This is a genomic window from Methylobacterium currus (assembly GCF_003058325.1).
Taxonomy (GTDB): Bacteria; Pseudomonadota; Alphaproteobacteria; order Rhizobiales; family Beijerinckiaceae; genus Methylobacterium; species Methylobacterium currus.
The window spans coordinates 3,706,350-3,721,593 of the sequence record NZ_CP028843.1 but is presented as its reverse complement, the minus strand read 5'-3'; the positions used below and the strand labels follow the sequence as shown (position 1 = coordinate 3,721,593).

8 protein-coding genes and 1 pseudogene are annotated in these 15,244 nt (G+C 63.6%); 5 read left to right on the top strand and 4 right to left on the bottom strand.

Annotated features, from left to right (window positions below; genetic code table 11):
- Positions 1-50: 50 nt before the first annotated feature.
- The 4 genes from DA075_RS17335 to DA075_RS17325 form a co-directional block, all read right to left on the bottom strand.
- Entirely contained in the window at positions 51-1,166 is a 1,116-nt protein-coding gene (locus DA075_RS17335; RefSeq protein ID WP_024830191.1) for a hypothetical protein, read from the bottom strand.
- A gap of 227 nt (positions 1,167-1,393) precedes the next feature.
- Complete coding sequence (locus DA075_RS36015; protein WP_123834324.1) at positions 1,394-1,717, bottom strand: hypothetical protein; 324 nt, start codon at positions 1,715-1,717, stop codon at positions 1,394-1,396.
- Positions 1,714-2,358: a ParA family protein gene (locus tag DA075_RS17330; RefSeq protein WP_024830192.1), complete on the bottom strand. Its 645-nt coding sequence runs from the start codon at positions 2,356-2,358 to the stop codon at positions 1,714-1,716. Before DA075_RS17330 ends, DA075_RS36015 begins: the two co-directional genes overlap by 4 nt.
- Positions 2,359-2,601: 243 nt before the next feature.
- Complete coding sequence (locus DA075_RS17325) at positions 2,602-5,811, bottom strand: MobA/MobL family protein (protein WP_099956650.1); 3,210 nt, start codon at positions 5,809-5,811, stop codon at positions 2,602-2,604.
- Positions 5,812-6,572: 761 nt separating this feature from the next.
- Here DA075_RS17325 and DA075_RS17320 point away from each other — a divergent pair.
- From DA075_RS17320 to DA075_RS37530, 5 genes and pseudogenes are all read left to right on the top strand, one after another.
- Entirely contained in the window at positions 6,573-7,679 is a 1,107-nt protein-coding gene (locus DA075_RS17320; protein WP_024830196.1) for a thioredoxin domain-containing protein, read from the top strand.
- 153 nt (positions 7,680-7,832) lie between these two features.
- The gene (istA, locus tag DA075_RS17315; RefSeq protein WP_200602002.1) at positions 7,833-9,098 is read left to right on the top strand and encodes an IS21-like element ISMex13 family transposase; all 1,266 of its coding nucleotides are present in this window, start codon (positions 7,833-7,835) and stop codon (positions 9,096-9,098) included.
- A complete protein-coding gene (gene istB, locus DA075_RS17310) occupies positions 9,095-9,961 on the top strand; it encodes an IS21-like element ISMex13 family helper ATPase IstB (protein WP_099952836.1) in 867 nt (288 codons plus the stop codon). The genes istA and istB overlap by 4 nt, the downstream gene beginning before the upstream one ends.
- Positions 9,962-10,412: 451 nt before the next feature.
- The gene (locus DA075_RS17305) at positions 10,413-14,147 is read left to right on the top strand and encodes a DEAD/DEAH box helicase (RefSeq protein ID WP_051475892.1); all 3,735 of its coding nucleotides are present in this window, start codon (positions 10,413-10,415) and stop codon (positions 14,145-14,147) included.
- 450 nt (positions 14,148-14,597) lie between these two features.
- Positions 14,598-15,158 (top strand): annotated as a pseudogene (locus DA075_RS37530) (SMODS domain-containing nucleotidyltransferase); the annotation flags it as partial.
- Positions 15,159-15,244: the final 86 nt, after the last annotated feature.

Here is a 15,244-nt window from a genome sequence, read left to right as displayed (position 1 = left end):
GTGCCTGGCCCGGCCTTGCCTTCCGGCTTCGGTATCCCGCAATCTAAGCCTCAGGCACGAGAGGCAGCGACCAGCGGCCAATCATATCTGCTGATCAGCCAAACACTCCAATCGACGATCCATTCACTCATCCAGTCGTCGTTCTCGGCGAAAGCCTCCGCGAAGGCGTCCTCCTGAGCGTCGTCATGGAATGCAAGCGCCGCGCGCACGTCGTCCAGGCATAGGTACCCGCACGCCACCATCTCAAGGCCCGCGTGGATCAGGTCGGCACGATCCTGCATCAGCACGGCCATCACATCGCGGCGCAAACGCTCGCAGAGTACCGCGTCGGTTAAGACTAGCAGGGCGTCCTCGTCGAGTCCGGCCAGAACCTTGAGCGGGCTCTTCTTCGTACGCCCCTCCCTGTACGCGACGACCGGATTTCTCCTATCCGCCTCTTGGCCGTCAGAGAGCTTGTGCTGGCGAAGCCAGAGGTCGGCAGTAAGCGCGTCCCAGGCATCCATCGGTTCCTTCAGGTCGCCGGGATCAGGCGGCCAGCTGGACATGAATTCGGAGGCATCGTGTATGGTCCAGCAATCGAGGGTCTGGGCTCCAGGTAAGAATGGGAGATCCCAGCACGGGTGATCGGCCAGAATCTTCGCGGGCGGGCGTCCGCGGAAGCCGAGGTCGAACGGCTTTTCGCCATAAACCTTTAGCTCCGGTGGCAGTAAGGTAAGGTCGCGACACGCTCGGCGGGCTTCCCGGAAGGCACCGGACGCGAACACCGCGGGCAGCGCTTGCACGAGATCGGGATCTGTCAACGGCATCGGACCATCGATCCGCGCCTTCCAGATCGCCAAGTCGAGGCCAGCAATCTGAGCGACTGCGCGCAGGATGGGGCGCATTTGGTCGTTGAGATGCTCTCGAACTGCGAGACGGCGCGCCTCGTCCGAGAATTCGGGCGTCATGCGATGCTGTGCCGACCGGTCGACGTCAGCGACCGCGACGTCGGGCCGATCTGACGTCACGTTGACGACCTCAGGGACCTGCGCTCCCATCAGGGACAGGCGGAAGCGCTGGCGGACGAGGTCGTGGCGGATGTGGCCGAGGAGCGTGGCGATGGTCGCTGGGTCGTGACGGCTATCCCGATCGGAGGAGGGATGGAGGGTGTATCGTGCGTCGTCCATGATCGTCGGTTCCCGATAGTCATGCTGAGAGGTTGCCAGCCGAGGGGCGTGGCGGCGGGGGGATGGCGGCCGGGGCGGTCTTCGCCCGGCTTCGGAGGATGAAGGGCTCACGACGCTCCGCTACTGGTGCGCTGTGATGCTGAGATGCCTCGACGCCAAAGCGTCATGGACTTGGAGCATCGTGACGCCGTGGCATCACGATGCTCTTGCTGGAGAGGCGAGCACGCTCAGCTCGTGTCTTGAGAGGTCGGCGATGGCAGGTGGCCACTTTCGCGCAGGACGGCCTCCGCGCCCTCGACGAGGAGATCGTTCACCTTGCAATCGCGTGCGAGGGCGACCTCTTTCAGGCGCCGTAACGTTGCGGCCGGCAGGTAGACCGACGTGCGCCGCGTAGGTGCCGGAGCACGGCCTGAGGACGGGACGCCACGATGCCCCCCGGTGAGCATCCGATCTTTCGAGTCAGCTTCGATGCCGGTTGATGCTTCGACAAGATCGTCTAAGTCGCTGAGCAGGGAGAGGCGCTTCGAAGGGCGTTGGGTCGGCTTGCTCATCGATGGGTTTGCTCCAAGCGTCGCTCGGTCCAAGCCCACAGGGCGCGGATCTCAGCGGCGGCCTTGCCAGCCGACGCGAACTCGGTGACGCCCTGCCCGCCCAGCAGCGCGTCCTGACAGTCCACGCGCTGCGTCAGTGGAGGCTCTGCGAGATGCCCCCAGCGCCGCAGGCGCGCGGCATAAGCGGCGGTGCGCGCTTGCCCTTGAGTGGGGCACTGCGTGAGCAGGAGCGCCACGCGTCCGGCGAGGCCGATCTGACCGAGCGCGCGAAGCGTGGGCTCGGTCGCCATCAAGTCGAGTAGACTTGGCCGCGCTGGGACGAGAACAAGGCCGGCGGAGCGCATGGCGAGATTGGCCGCGGGGCTTAGGGATCCCGCGGTGTCAAGGATGATGAGGTCGAAACCGCGCCGCTCGAGTGCGGCGAGGATCTTCGGCAACTGCTCGACGCGTTCGAGCCCGAGATGATCGACGGCCGGATCGTCAACCTCGCGCCGGGCGGCCCATGCGGCGAGCGAGCCCTGCGGGTCGAGGTCCAGGGCGGCCACGCGTCGTCCGGCCTGTTGGGCGGCGACAGCCAGATTGACTGCGGTGGTAGTTTTGCCGGTACCGCCCTTCTGTCCGGCGATGGCGACCGTGTCCATCAGCGTCGCCCTCCGCAAGAGGGGGCTATGGCATCAAGGCGCCATGGCGTTTCGGCGTCGCGGTGCCATGGCCTTATGGCATCGCGACGCCATCCCATCGAAGCGCCCCAGCGCCTCGGCATCGCAGCGCCAGAACGCCGTGACGCTACGGCGTTACGATGCTTCGCTCGACGATTCCCGTTTTCTGCGAAAATTCGGCAGCGCGGCTCCTGCCTGCCAAGGATATGATGCGATCTCTTCATCTCAGTCTCCGATCCCGCGACCACCTCGTCCGCCTCGCCCGTTCCGCGAGGACGTGAGGCTTGGCCGGACGCCTTCGTCCTTGCTCATCGCCGCCCCCTTCACGCCCTTGACTGCCCAGGCAGGCACGCTCGGCGGCGGTGTCTCGGTCGAGGAGGCGGGAGGAGGTGCCACGCGCACCGCAGTTCGGCTTGCATCGACGGCGCGCTCGGATGCCGCGAGAAGAGAAGGTTCTGACCGGGGCTGATCCTTCATGGCAGGCAGATCATCATGCTGATCCGAAGCGATTGGCGGCCCGGCCGCGACGTGCTCCCGGATGAGGCTTGGGATCTCGGATTGCGGCTCGGCCCCGCAATCCTGGACCGGATCCAATTCTGATGGATGCAAAGTGGGATTGAGTGAACGTGGCCCTGGTGAACCAGCTCGGACGGAAGCTATTGCCTCGACCTCGGCCGGGGCGGTTGCGCCTGCCGGTGGAAGCAGCTCGCGAGACTCTGATCCAGCGTTGGCTTGGACTGTTTGGGGATCCGCCGCGTGTACCGCCGCTTGAGCCACGCTACGCTCGTCCGGAGGCGACGCGACTGGAGCGGGTTTCGGTGCAGCTGTAGGGGGCGGCGGCGGTGACCGAGAACTGGAGACCTCTGCCTTTGTCCCGATAAGTTCGGGAGCGGCCGGTGTTGCGCCTACCGGCGTCGCTGGCCGATCCGATTTCGGACCGGGGCTGTGTGCCGCCGAGGTTGGTTGCCCGACCGCAGTGTTAGTCGAACCCGTCGCCGGGAGCTGTGACGCAACACTCGCGGCGACTGGCGGCCGCTCGGCCGGACTCGAGGTGGTTGCGGGAGTGGGCGGATGGATCAGAGGCGCACCATTCGACGTGCGCCTATATGCGAGGCCGGAAGCGAGCTCGTGGTAAGGCCGAAGCTGCGACGTTCCCAGACCGCCCAAGACCGCGGGAAAGCCCCCCACGCTCGGAGAGGTCGCTCGAAAGCTGCGACGCGCGGCATCGTCTAACTCACGGCCACGCTGTTTAGCCGCCTGGCTTACGGCATTCGCCCAGGATGACGTAGGTGAGGCTTCCGCCCCTCCAGGGGATTGGGCTGGCGTGTCAAGCGTCGCCGGGACCACAATCGGCGACCGTCCGAGCGAGATCGCAGGGCGTGAGAGCTTCGCGACGGCAGCGTCGTTCCTCCCCGGCTCGACGGCTGTAACTCGATCCCAAAGCGCTACAGCGCTTCGATCGAGGCTTGCTCGAACTTGGTCGCGGAACGTTGAAGCCGGCACTGCTTCGATCGGCAGAACGTACCCAGTCGGACGCTCGACAACTGCATCTGCGTCGCCACCGCCGACCCGAGCCGGACTGCGGGATGCGACGTCAGTGGCCTGAACTCGATCGGCCGCTCCCACATAATGGAGAAGCTCGGCACGCTTCAGCCCAAGTTGCCGACGCAGTTCTACGATCTGCGCGTCGTAGGCTGCGGCCAGACGCTCGTGCCCTTGTTCGAGCCGGTCAAAGAACTCGACCAGTTCGCTCCGGCGGGAGAATCCGAAGCTATGACCTTCCCGGACGGCTGGATCGGTCACCCCCGAGTGTAATGGAGCGGCCTTCGCGGTCTCTCGTTTGCCTTGCGCCTCGTTTGTCGCCAACAAGAGGCGCGGCCGTGAGATCGTCCGCCCGAAGACCAACCGGGCGAGATCGCGCGCGAGTTCCAGCTGACCGATTTCCATGATGAGTTCGAGGCCACGCCTCGTCAGTGCCCGCACATGGTCGGCCGGGCCTTCGATCGTGCCGTAGGCTACAGGTGTCTGTCGCCCGACCTGCATGATCTCGGCCTGGCGACCATTCGCCAGCATCAGGCTGATCGTGATCCCGGTCGCAGCCGCCCGCTCCGTAAGGATGAGGTCAGCCTCGGTGTCCCACTGCTGGCGGGCGAGGTCAGCGCCCGCCGCCGTCAGCCCGCCTTTGCGTTCCTTATTATATTGGCGCGCGGGGATGTGCTTGCCCGGCGTCCGGTCGATGCCGAGCTCTTTGTAGCTCCTCAGATCGACCCGCTTCCCCAGTCCAACCTCGGCTAGAACCGCGTTACAGCACGTACCCCAGTCCGTTCGCAGATCCTTGATCCAAGCGCGCTCGTGACAATCACGATCTTTGCGTTGTCGATGGGGACGCTCGAGAACCGTGGTGCGGTTTGCGCGCCGCTTGGTTCGCGTGATCGCGAAGTCCCAGGTGGGCGCGCCCGTATCCGGGTGCGGAATACGCCGAGCCGGACGGTCGTAGTAAACGATGTGGCAGTGGAAGTTTCGCTGATCGTTGTTGGCATCGGGCGCATGCACGACGGCCCAAAAGGGAAAGCCGCGCTGCTTGAGCTTTTCCGTGAATGCGCAAACGATGGCGTGGCGCGCGTGGCCATCCAGTTCAAACGGAAGCTCTGCGATGATCCGAGTCTGTGTGCGACCGCCACGACCTGGCGCAATGTCGATAGGCGCATGTTCTCCGACCGTCTCCGCCCATCGCCAGAATGCGAAGGCATCCTGCGTCGACAGCTTCAGCTTCAGGGGGGCTGTACGCCTCGCACCCGCCTCTCGTAGTACGGCCTGAACAACCGGTGGCGCCTCATCGATCGCCGCGAGAGCCTGGGTCCACCAACTAGGGTTCTCGCCTGGCTTGACCGTGACACGGTCGCCGGCCGGAGAGCGCTCAGTCGACTCAACGACCTCCCAAAAATGCGCGCGCTGCTCGGCCGTATCCCCGAGAGTACCGAACGAAGAGAGCGTAGTGCCGCCGTGCCGGTCTGCCTCGACCGCGCCCGCCCGCTCAACATAAGCCTGCTGCTCAGCTCCGCCTCGTCCGCCGACGCTACCGCCGATTGCTCGCGGGAGGCGTTCGGCGGCGCCCGGTCGATCAATATACTCCTGATGCGCGCAAGCGTACGATTTGCTCATGCGCCGCCCCGTCTTGGCAGCCCGGATCATCTTCAAGATCGGCGAGGTCTTGGAGATCGCGGTCTGGGACAAGTGGCAGGTCACCGCACCACTCGGCGAGATCGGGCGCTCACGGCTCTCGCGTGTGGCGAAGCGGATTCCCGGCTGCGCGTAGAGCCGATATGCGAGTTCGCGGTCGCGCTCGGTCTGAAGAGTACCAAGACCGTTCGCGGTGCCGCATAGGCGCGTGATTGCCTCGCGCACGAAGCAGTGCGTGCCGGTGATATTGGGCATTGGTGGTGGCCGCCTGAGAAGCAACGCCAAATGTTCAAGGCCAAGCTTAGGCAGGTGCGCTCGATTCGAGCAAGTGGAGTTGGTTTCGGCGCGAATCGAGGCCAGAAATTTAATCAGGCTCTAGGCGACGGCTGCGATTCATTAAGCATCGAACCCTCCAAAGACCGCTCCGGGACGCTTAAAAGGGGGGTGCGTTGTTCTGCCGCATCCTGAGCGTTTGCCTGACCTCAGATCGAATTTGGCAGCTCGTTAACTTCTGTTCGGCCGCCGCCAAACGGCCTCTGCAGAGACGCTCGTTCGATCTCGTAATGCGGGGATGGCCGACGTTCGGCTCTTCGCAAGACGCCTTACTCAGTCTGTTCCATTTGGGAAATCGAAGCCGGCTCGCAGGAGTCGCCTAATTTGGAGCTGCCGCCGGGCTGCTCCGGATTAGGGGAGCTGAGCCCTGTTCCGGTGCGCCTCGGACACGCGAGGCGCACCGGAACGTCTTTTTGGGATCGTCCTTCCCGGGAACGCTGTCCTTCCGGGGTCCTGGTCGGGCTTTGGTTCGCGCGCCCGAGCGAACGGCAAAGCCCGGCCGCCGCCCGTCGGGGCGGCCGTCTCCCGGGGTTCCCTTCCGGGGTTTTAACGGCTGTTCAGGCTACCCGCCGTGGCTGCCCAGCGGGCCGATCCGGAGCACGTGCGGTCCGGCATGAGGCTTGACCGTTCGCTCGTCATCTTGTCGCCTTCACGCATGAGGCGATCGATGAGGTTGGAGACCCGTGGAACCCCTGTCGTACACCCAGATGATCGGGACGGCGTTCGCGGCCGTTCGAATCGAGCTCGGCTTGAGATCACGCACGCGTCAGCCCGACGACCCTTACCCATGGGGCCAGCAGAAGGTCGGCGCTCGCCTGGCCGCACTGAAAAAGGGTATCGCGGGTACGAACGCGAAGGGCGAGGCCCTTATTCGGGAGTTCCTCGAGCGTTCTCAGGTCCTGATGCACAAGCAGATCTCCTACGCGGTCGATCGCGCCGAGGTCGAGACCTTTACGGCAATCATGAACGGGGAGCGTGCTCGCCGCGCGGGTCGCAGGATGCGATCGGCGCAATCCGTAGGTTCGGCGGAGCATCTTTCGCTATCCGGATGCCATTCCGAATGGGGAGCCTGGGACGATCCGGACCCTGAGGAGGACCCTTGGGAACAGGACGACTATGACAGCCCCGACGACGTTCCCAGTCTTGCTGCCATCATGGATGGCACCGACGAGCTGGACGAGGAGGAACCTCGGTTGGATCTGCGGGGGCTGTACGCGCTGGTCGCCGCATCAACGCCCGGTTGGCTGGATGTCGACGCGCCGCCGCCCTGCGTCAGTGCGCGGTTCCCGCTGTGCGGGATGCGCATTGGTGACCAATGGGAGCTAAGCCCTCTCAATATCGGTGAGCTCATGCCGGTGCTCCCGGAGATCGGCGACATCCCTTCGTCTGCGCTGCCAGCCGCTGAGGATGAAGTGCTGACTTGGCTCTTGTCCGATGGGGGAGCTGGCTACCGAGAGCCGATCCAGCAGGCGATCTGGCGCGAGCAGGCGCGACGCCACGTCTGGCCCGATCTCCTCGAATTGTATGGATTGGTTCTGGCAATAGCGCCGGGCGGCCCGGGCGGAACGACGACGCTTGAGGAGGCTGAGGTGAAATTTGCTTACTACAAAGACTGGTGTCGCTTTCCCATTGACCCCGTTTTGCATCCGGTCTGGGAAGAACTCGTCATGCTCCTTCCAGGGCGTCCTTGGCTCGCGTCGGGCGCCGGGCTGCAAGCGGTACCCAAAGGCGACGGCAGCGACGCCTCCGCCTACGAGGACGACGTTCACTACGGCGCGCGGTCGACCTGATGTCAGCGGGCGTTGAATACTCCCTGATTGTGGGCATCGAAAATTCCCTGGTCGGTGCCCTGGCCCGTAGGGTCGCGACGCCCCGCGCCCTCTCGGGCTTTTCCATCCTCAGCCACCATGCCTGCCGATACCGATCGGCTGGGAGCGACGAGGATGGTTCTGCTGGGAGAACTCGTCATGATCTTGGACCTGCACCGACAGGGCCTGTCCGTCTCCGCCATCGCCCGCCGGACCGGCCGCGATCCGAAGACGATCCGCAAGTACATCGAGCGCGGCCTCGAGCCGCCGGCCTACGGCCCGCGTCAGCCCGGCCGCCCGAGCAAGCTCGCGCCCTATCTCGATTATCTGCGCGAGCGGATCACCGCCTTCCCCGACCTGAGTGCCGTGCGCCTGACCCGCGAGTTGCGCGAGCGCGGCTACACCGGTGCCTACACCGCGGTGAAGCGGTTCGCCGCCGCGATCCGGCCGCCCGAGGCCAAGCCCTACGAGGTCCGCTTCGAGACCCCGGCCGGCCAGCAGGCGCAGGTCGACTTCGCCCGCTTCCTCGTCACCTTCACGGATGCGCCGGACACGACCTGCATCGTCTGGCTGTTCTCGCTGGTGCTCGGCCATTCCCGGCACATCGAGGCGCGCTTCGTCCTGCATCAGGACCTGCAAACGCTGCTGCGCTGTCACATGCAGGCCTTCACCGCGATCGGCGGCGTGCCGATCGAGATCCTCTACGATCGCATGAAGACGGCGGTCACCGGCGAGGATGCGGACGGCCACATCGTCTACAACCGATCCCTGCTGGCACTCGCCCAGCACTACGGATTCCTGCCGCGCGCCTGCCGCCCGTACCGGGCCAAGACCAAGGGGAAGGTCGAGCGACCGTTCTCCTACATCCGCCAGGACTTCTTCCTCGCACGTTCCTTCCGCGACCTCGACGACCTCAACCGCCAGCTTCGGAGCTGGCTCGATACCGTCGCCAACGTCCGCTTGCACGGCACCACGCAGCGGATCGTCTCGGAAGCCTTCGCCGCCGAGCGGCCCGAGTTGCAGCCCTTGCCGGCTCTGCCCTTCGACGCTCTGCTCACGCTGGAGCGGCGCGTCAGCCACGATGGCCTCGTCTCGATCGGTGGCAACTATTACAGCGTACCGGATCGGACCCGGCGCGTCGTCGAGGTGCATCAGTTGCCCGACACGATCCGCATCCTCGATGGTGGCCGGCTCGTCGCGAGCCATCCGATCCTGGAGGGACGACGGCAGTACCGCATCGACCCCGACCATCGGCAAGGCACGGCCGCTCGGGCCATGCGCCACGGCCATCCCGACAGTCTGCCGATCGGCCGCCATGGCGATCACGTCGCCCGGCGCTCGCTGGCTGTCTACCAGGCAGTCGGCGAACGGCTCGCCGGCGGGATCGGAGGCCAGCGATGAGCCGCACCGCATCCTGTGCCATCACGACCCTCGACAGCATCAAGCGCAGCTTGGTCGGCCTGCGCATGCCGCGCGCCCTGGAGGTGCTCGACGCGACGGTCCGGCGCATCGAGCAGGGCGAGATCGACGGCTTGGCCGCCCTCGACGTGATCCTGACCGAGGAACTGACGCTGCGCGAGAACCGCCGCGTGAAGACCGCCCTGCTGGTCGCGCGCCTGACCACGATCAAGACGCTGTCCGGGTTCGACTTTGCCTTCCAGCCCTCGCTCGACCGCGAGCGCGTCCTGGCGCTGGCGGAACTGACCTTCATCGACCGGGCCGAGGTCGTCCATCTGCTCGGACCACCCGGCACCGGCAAGAGCCATCTGGCGATCGCGCTCGCCGTCGAGGCGGTCAAGGCCGGGCGCAGCGTCGTGTTCTCGACGCTGGCCGACCTCGTGACCTCGCTGGCCAAGGCCGAGCGCGACGGCTCCCTGCGCGAGCGCATCCGCTATCTCTGCCGGGCCTCGCTGCTGGTCGTGGACGAGATCGGCTACCTCCCCGTCGTCCCCGGTGGCGGCAACCTGTTCTTCCAACTCGTCAACGCGCGCTACGAGCGCGGGGCGATGATCCTGACTTCGAACCGCGGCTTCGCCGAGTGGGGCGAGGTGTTCGGTGATCCGGTCGTGGCGACAGCCCTGCTCGACCGACTCCTCCACCATGCCGTGGTGATCCAGATCGAGGGGGCGAGCTACCGCCTGCGCCAGCACGCCGACCTCGTCCCCGAGCACGTCCGCTCCAAGGCCCTGATCGTTCCGCCGCCCGCACCCAGGCGTCGCGGTCGTCCACCCGGAAAGGCTGCCTCCGATCACACGGCCGGCTGATCACCGATCCGCACCGAACCCGCCGGCCAGGGAATTTTGAAAGCCCACAATTGCGGAGACTTCGGTGCCCGTTGACAACCTGAGGCAGATGGGCTCGCCGAGCCTCTGTGGCGGCTCCGGTGCAGTGATAGCATCGGAGCCGAGCCGACCATCGGTCCACTGGATACATACCTCGGGCCGATCCGACCCCGACGACAGGTGATAATTCGACGTCCGGCCATCCAGCCGTACAAGTGGAGATCCCTGAGGCCGACCTCTACGACATGCCCAGAAACGCTAGCGATGGCTACACTGTCTAAAAGGATGACGACGAAGTCGAGGGTTGAGGCGAGCTAAATTCATTATGACATCGCACGCTGCGCTGCCGCGGCGCGCGAGGATGTTGATGACTGCCATCGGACGAAAATCAAACTCCCTACAATTTTGAGTGAGCCTCCCTGGTCCCGGCATTATGAGCTTCGAAAAGGAAAATCCCTTGCAGCACATAACCGCTGATTCAGAATGGCAGACGAAGCTTCTTCGCGCGGTGCGCTCGCCTGAGGAATATCGGATCTATAAGGCAGCCCTTGAATGGGACCTGACCGATCCGATCGTGATTGAGTCACGCAAGGACGTGAAGTCGGAAGCGCAGTGGCGTGACCGGGTCGAGCCGTTCCATCATCAAGTCAGCAACCTGATTACTTTCTGTCGCCGCCTGCCTGTAACGCTGCTCGCGGACGATGTTGGGCTCGGCAAGACGATTAGTGCGGGCTTAGTGATGAGTGAGCTCATCGCGCGTTCACGGCTGTCGCGGTCCCTGATCGTCTGCCCCAAACTCCTTGGACCACAGTGGAAGGAGGAACTGGAAACGAAGTTCGATATTCCGGCCGAGGTCGCAACGGGCCGTGACCTGCTGAGCGCGAACCCGGACGGCGTCGGCGCGATCATCACAACGTACAATTCAGCGCGACTTTACTTGGAGAAACTTCCTGCCGATCGCTTCGAGCTGCTGATCCTCGACGAGGCACACAAGCTACGAAATCTCTACGGTACACCGGAGCCGCCCAAAGTGGCGCAGGTCATTCGGAGTTCCTTAGCGGCGCGGCGGTTCCGGTTCGTGCTGATGCTGACAGCCACGCCGATCCAGAATCGGCTTTGGGACCTCTATTCGCTAGTCGATCTGCTCACCGTGGCGAGAGGACACGAGAACCCGTTCGGCAACGAAGGCCAGTTTGCCCGGCGCTTCATCGCAGGTGACCGAGAGCAGGCACGCCAGCTGAAGCCGGAGGCGGCCGAGGCGTTCCGGTCGATCGTCTATGGTTACATGTCTCGGGTGCGTCGCGGCGACGCCAAGCTCCATTTCCCCGACCGCAAAGTGCAGCTGCACCGGGTGCAGCCGACACCAGCCGAGCTCGAACTGATCGCAATCGTCGCCAAGGGTATCGAGAAGCTCAATCGTCTGGCGCAGATCGGCATCCTCCAGGCGCTGACAAGTAGCCCGCACGCGCTCAGCGCCCAGCTCGATAACATGGAGCGCAACGGCACGATTGGGCCCGATTTCGCGGGCGCGGTGCGGTCAGTCGTGCGGGGCATGACGACGAGCGCGAAGCTAGATGGCCTCGGACGACTGATCACCCAATTGAAACACGAGAATCCGGACAGCTGGCGGCTCGTCGTCTTCACGGGACGGCGGGAGACTCAGACCACCATCCAGGAGTTTCTGGAGGGACACGGCCTGACGGTGGGGATTATCAACGGCACGTCTGGTGCGCGCAACCAGGAGACAATCGGACGCTTCCGCGCCAATCCGCCCGGCTACCGCGTCATCGTTTCGACCGAGGCTGGGTCAGAGGGCGTGAACCTGCAGGTCGCCAATGTGCTGGTGAACTACGACCTACCCTGGAACCCGATGATCGTGGAACAACGCATCGGCCGGGTACAACGGCTTGCATCCCAGCACGCCCATGTCAGCATTCTGAATGTCACGCTGCAGGGGACTTTCGAGGAGTACATTGTCGGGCGGCTCATGGAGAAGCTGCAAATGTCGACGAGCGCCATAGGCGACATCGAATCTCTGCTGGAAGGCTCCGTGGGGGGCGAGGATGGCGCCGCGGGCTTCGAAGAACGGATCCGCGAACTTGTGGTGGCAGCGCTCAAGGGCGCGGACGTCAAAGCAAGCGTGGCAATGGCCGAGCAGAGCATCGCGGCGGCTAAGCAGGCGCTCCTAGAGGAAGAAAAACGCATCGATGCGATGCTCGGGGACACGGATGGCCAGGGCTATGTCGGGCCGCAGGCACCAAGCCTGCCGCCGCAGACGCGCTCGATGGAGTACCAGCCCTTTGCTCTTGGCGCTCTGGGCCAGCTCGGCGCGCGGGTCACGCCGTTGGCCAACCGTCTGTTCGCGGTTGAGGATGAGGGCGGCCAGGAAGTGATCCGCTTCGAGCGCGACGCGATGAGCGGGACGCGGTCCTCGCTTTACCAGCCGGGGTCGCCTGCCTTCAGCCGGATGGTACAGCGGATGGTGGTCAGCGGCCGCTATGCGGTCCGTGACCTCGACGAGGATCCGCGGCGTGGGGCAGATGCAGCGGCGAGACAATGGGTCGAAAGCTTCGGGGGGACTCTGGTCGGCACGGAAAGCGCGGCCGCGCGCCGCTGGTTCGAAGGGGTTATCCTGGTTCGTGTACGGGCGACCGTTGCGCACGACGCCTACGAGCGGCTGATCGAGGTGCGTTGTGCACCGCGCAATCGGGCAAAGTTCTCATTTACCCGTGATGCTTTAGCTCCGCTCCCTCTGGTTCTCGATGCAGCCTCCGATGCGTTGGGGCTTAGCATCGACCAAGTCATGGAGGCGGCCCGTCAGGACCCGGGCATCGCGGAGTTCACGCGCTTCTACCTGGAACGGCGCGGACAGGAGATGGCCTCGGCGGGCCAGGATGCCCGAAAGCGTGCCAAGATGGAGGAGGATTTTACACCGCGCCTGTCGTTCGTGCTGGCAGGCGCGGAAGGCGCTGTTCTCCGGGACGTGCAGCTGCGGGTCAGCTACCGGGTCGGCGACGGCGGCTATGCAGATGAGCTGACGATCGTCCCCTCCTCTAGCCACATTTTAGCGGCGCCGGCACTGGTATCATGCGGCCCTAATCAGCAGGCCTTACCGGAGACCTGCCTCGATGCATGCGCGATCAGCGGGAAGCGGGAACTGCGGCATCGCTTGGTGGTGTCGGAACTTAATGGACGTCGGGCGCTGCCTGAGTTCGTGGTCCGGTGTGCGCTGACAAATCGCTGCCTCCTGACCGATGAGGTCGAGCGGTCGGCCATGACTGGCAAACTCGTAGGACGTGACCATCTCAAAACATCAGCAGTCAGCGGCAAGCATGCAGAGGCCAACTATTTCGGGCGCTGCGTCTTCTCGGGCGACGAAGCGTTGCGAAGCGAGCTCCGGACGAGTGATCTGTCAGGCAAGCTGTTCCGAGAGGATCGGGCCGCGTCGTCGGCCGTATCCGGGCGCATTGGCCATCAGGACGAATTCGTGGCCTGCCACCAGTCGCAAGCCCTCCTCGCCCCGAGCGAGGGCGAACGGTGCGGGGTGACGGGACATCTGGTTCGTCCCGGTATCCTGGAGTCCTGCGCAGCCACGGGAACTCGCGCCCTTCCATCGGAGCTTGACCGTTGCGTCGTTACGGGACACCGGGCGTTAAAGCGTCTCCTCGTGCCGAGTAGCGTTTCTGGAGCGCTGATGCTGGAGGAGAAAGCCGTGCGGGCCGCGCATGGAGTATATTGTCTACCTGCTGAAGCCCAAACGTGTGGCTGGAGTGGACAATCTGTGCACCCAGAGGATGTTAGGATCTGTGCGCTTACCGGAATCGGGATCCTCTACACGTTCGCAACGAATGCTGCTCCACCGCGTCTTGCGCCACTGGTTGCCCTGCTCGACGGCGTCAACCGTGCCACTGATCGGCAAGATGTGTGGGTCATGGCGGCAGCTCAGGAGGCGGCGGCTCTTCGCAAGGGTAAATGCCGGATCGAAGCCGGTGTCGCGTCACCGAACGGGCTACGTGTCGCCATGGCGTCTGAGGTCCGCACGCTATTAGGCCTGAAATCGCGCCAAGCGGGATTCATCTACGAGCCCTCCACCAACCAGATCCAGGGTCGGGTAGCGCTGGGAAAGCGGGGTACTACCGGCTGGTCCGCAGATGATGTGAATCAGTAGCTGGAAGCGCGCGTGAGTAAGCCAGCCGCGATGGTCCAATTCTAGTTAGGCATTGCAGGCCGGCTTCCGACTCGAAGCCGAACAAGCAACATGCGAATTGCTAACCCCTTGCGGACATTTGACCCGTTTCACCTGAAGATTCGGACAAGGTGGAGAGTGAAATTCTGGGTCGTGGTCGAGAGAAGACGTTCAAGTCGGTAGAAATCGGTCTGATTTGAGTGCACCCCAATCGGACCGTGCCATCCAGTAGGCTGCATCTCGTTCTATCGCTCAGATCGCAGATACAGATTGGCCGGTTTAACGAAGTGTTTTCTGCAGTAACACATTCCGACGCCGCGAGTTAGGCAACGTTTATTGCCGCAAATCCAAAAATTTAGCCGTGCGGTCATGAGGCTTGCTACCTCGTAGCCATACTCGCCTCCAGACACTATTCCACAACTTTCTCGCAAGATGCTACTCGTAAAGTTAGCAGCTCGTCCGATAATCCATCATAGTGTTAGATCGTGCCGTCGCGCGCTCGGCGTGGCCTCGCTGGGATGCGCCATGAGCGTTGCGGATGCATTTCGAAGCTTTCTTGGCAATATCAAGATTACGAACGGCCTGACGATCTCGGCACGTTACGGCGAGATCACGGCTGCGCTGAATAAGAAATTCCGGGACACTGAGTCAAAAATTGCAAACAGTCTGCAGGTCGGCTCCTATGGTCGTCATACGGCCATCAAAGGCGTTTCCGATCTCGACATGCTCTATATCATGCCGGCTAAAACATGGAATGACTATAAGGACGGCGGTCAGTATCGGCTTCTCTCTGACTGCGCAGCAGCCATAAAGGCCCGCTATCCTTCCACGACAGTCAAAGTCGATCGCCTCGTGGTACGTGTGCTCTATTCGAACTTCCATATCGAGGTTCAGCCTGTTTTCGAGCAGAGTGATAACTCTTACAAATATCCAGATAGCTACAAGGATGGAAGTTGGAAAATTACTAAGCCGCGAGATGAGCTCAAGGCTATGATGGAATTCAACGCCCAGAAGAATGACAACCTTCGTCGGCTGGCTCGGATGGCACGCGCTTGGAAAAATAAGCATGGCGTTGCGAT

Bases quoted from the DNA above. Each gene is read 5' to 3' on its own strand.
- DA075_RS17335 (WP_024830191.1), bottom strand. From the start codon at position 1,166: ATGGACGACGCACGATACACCCTCCATCCCTCCTCCGATCGGGATAGC.
- DA075_RS36015 (WP_123834324.1), bottom strand. From the start codon at position 1,717: ATGAGCAAGCCGACCCAACGCCCTTCGAAGCGCCTCTCCCTGCTCAGC.
- DA075_RS17330 (WP_024830192.1), bottom strand. From the start codon at position 2,358: ATGGACACGGTCGCCATCGCCGGACAGAAGGGCGGTACCGGCAAAACT.
- DA075_RS17325 (WP_099956650.1), bottom strand. From the start codon at position 5,811: ATGCCCAATATCACCGGCACGCACTGCTTCGTGCGCGAGGCAATCACG.
- istA (WP_200602002.1), top strand. From the start codon at position 7,833: ATGGTTCTGCTGGGAGAACTCGTCATGATCTTGGACCTGCACCGACAG.
- istB (WP_099952836.1), top strand. From the start codon at position 9,095: ATGAGCCGCACCGCATCCTGTGCCATCACGACCCTCGACAGCATCAAG.
- DA075_RS17305 (WP_051475892.1), top strand. From the start codon at position 10,413: ATGAGCTTCGAAAAGGAAAATCCCTTGCAGCACATAACCGCTGATTCA.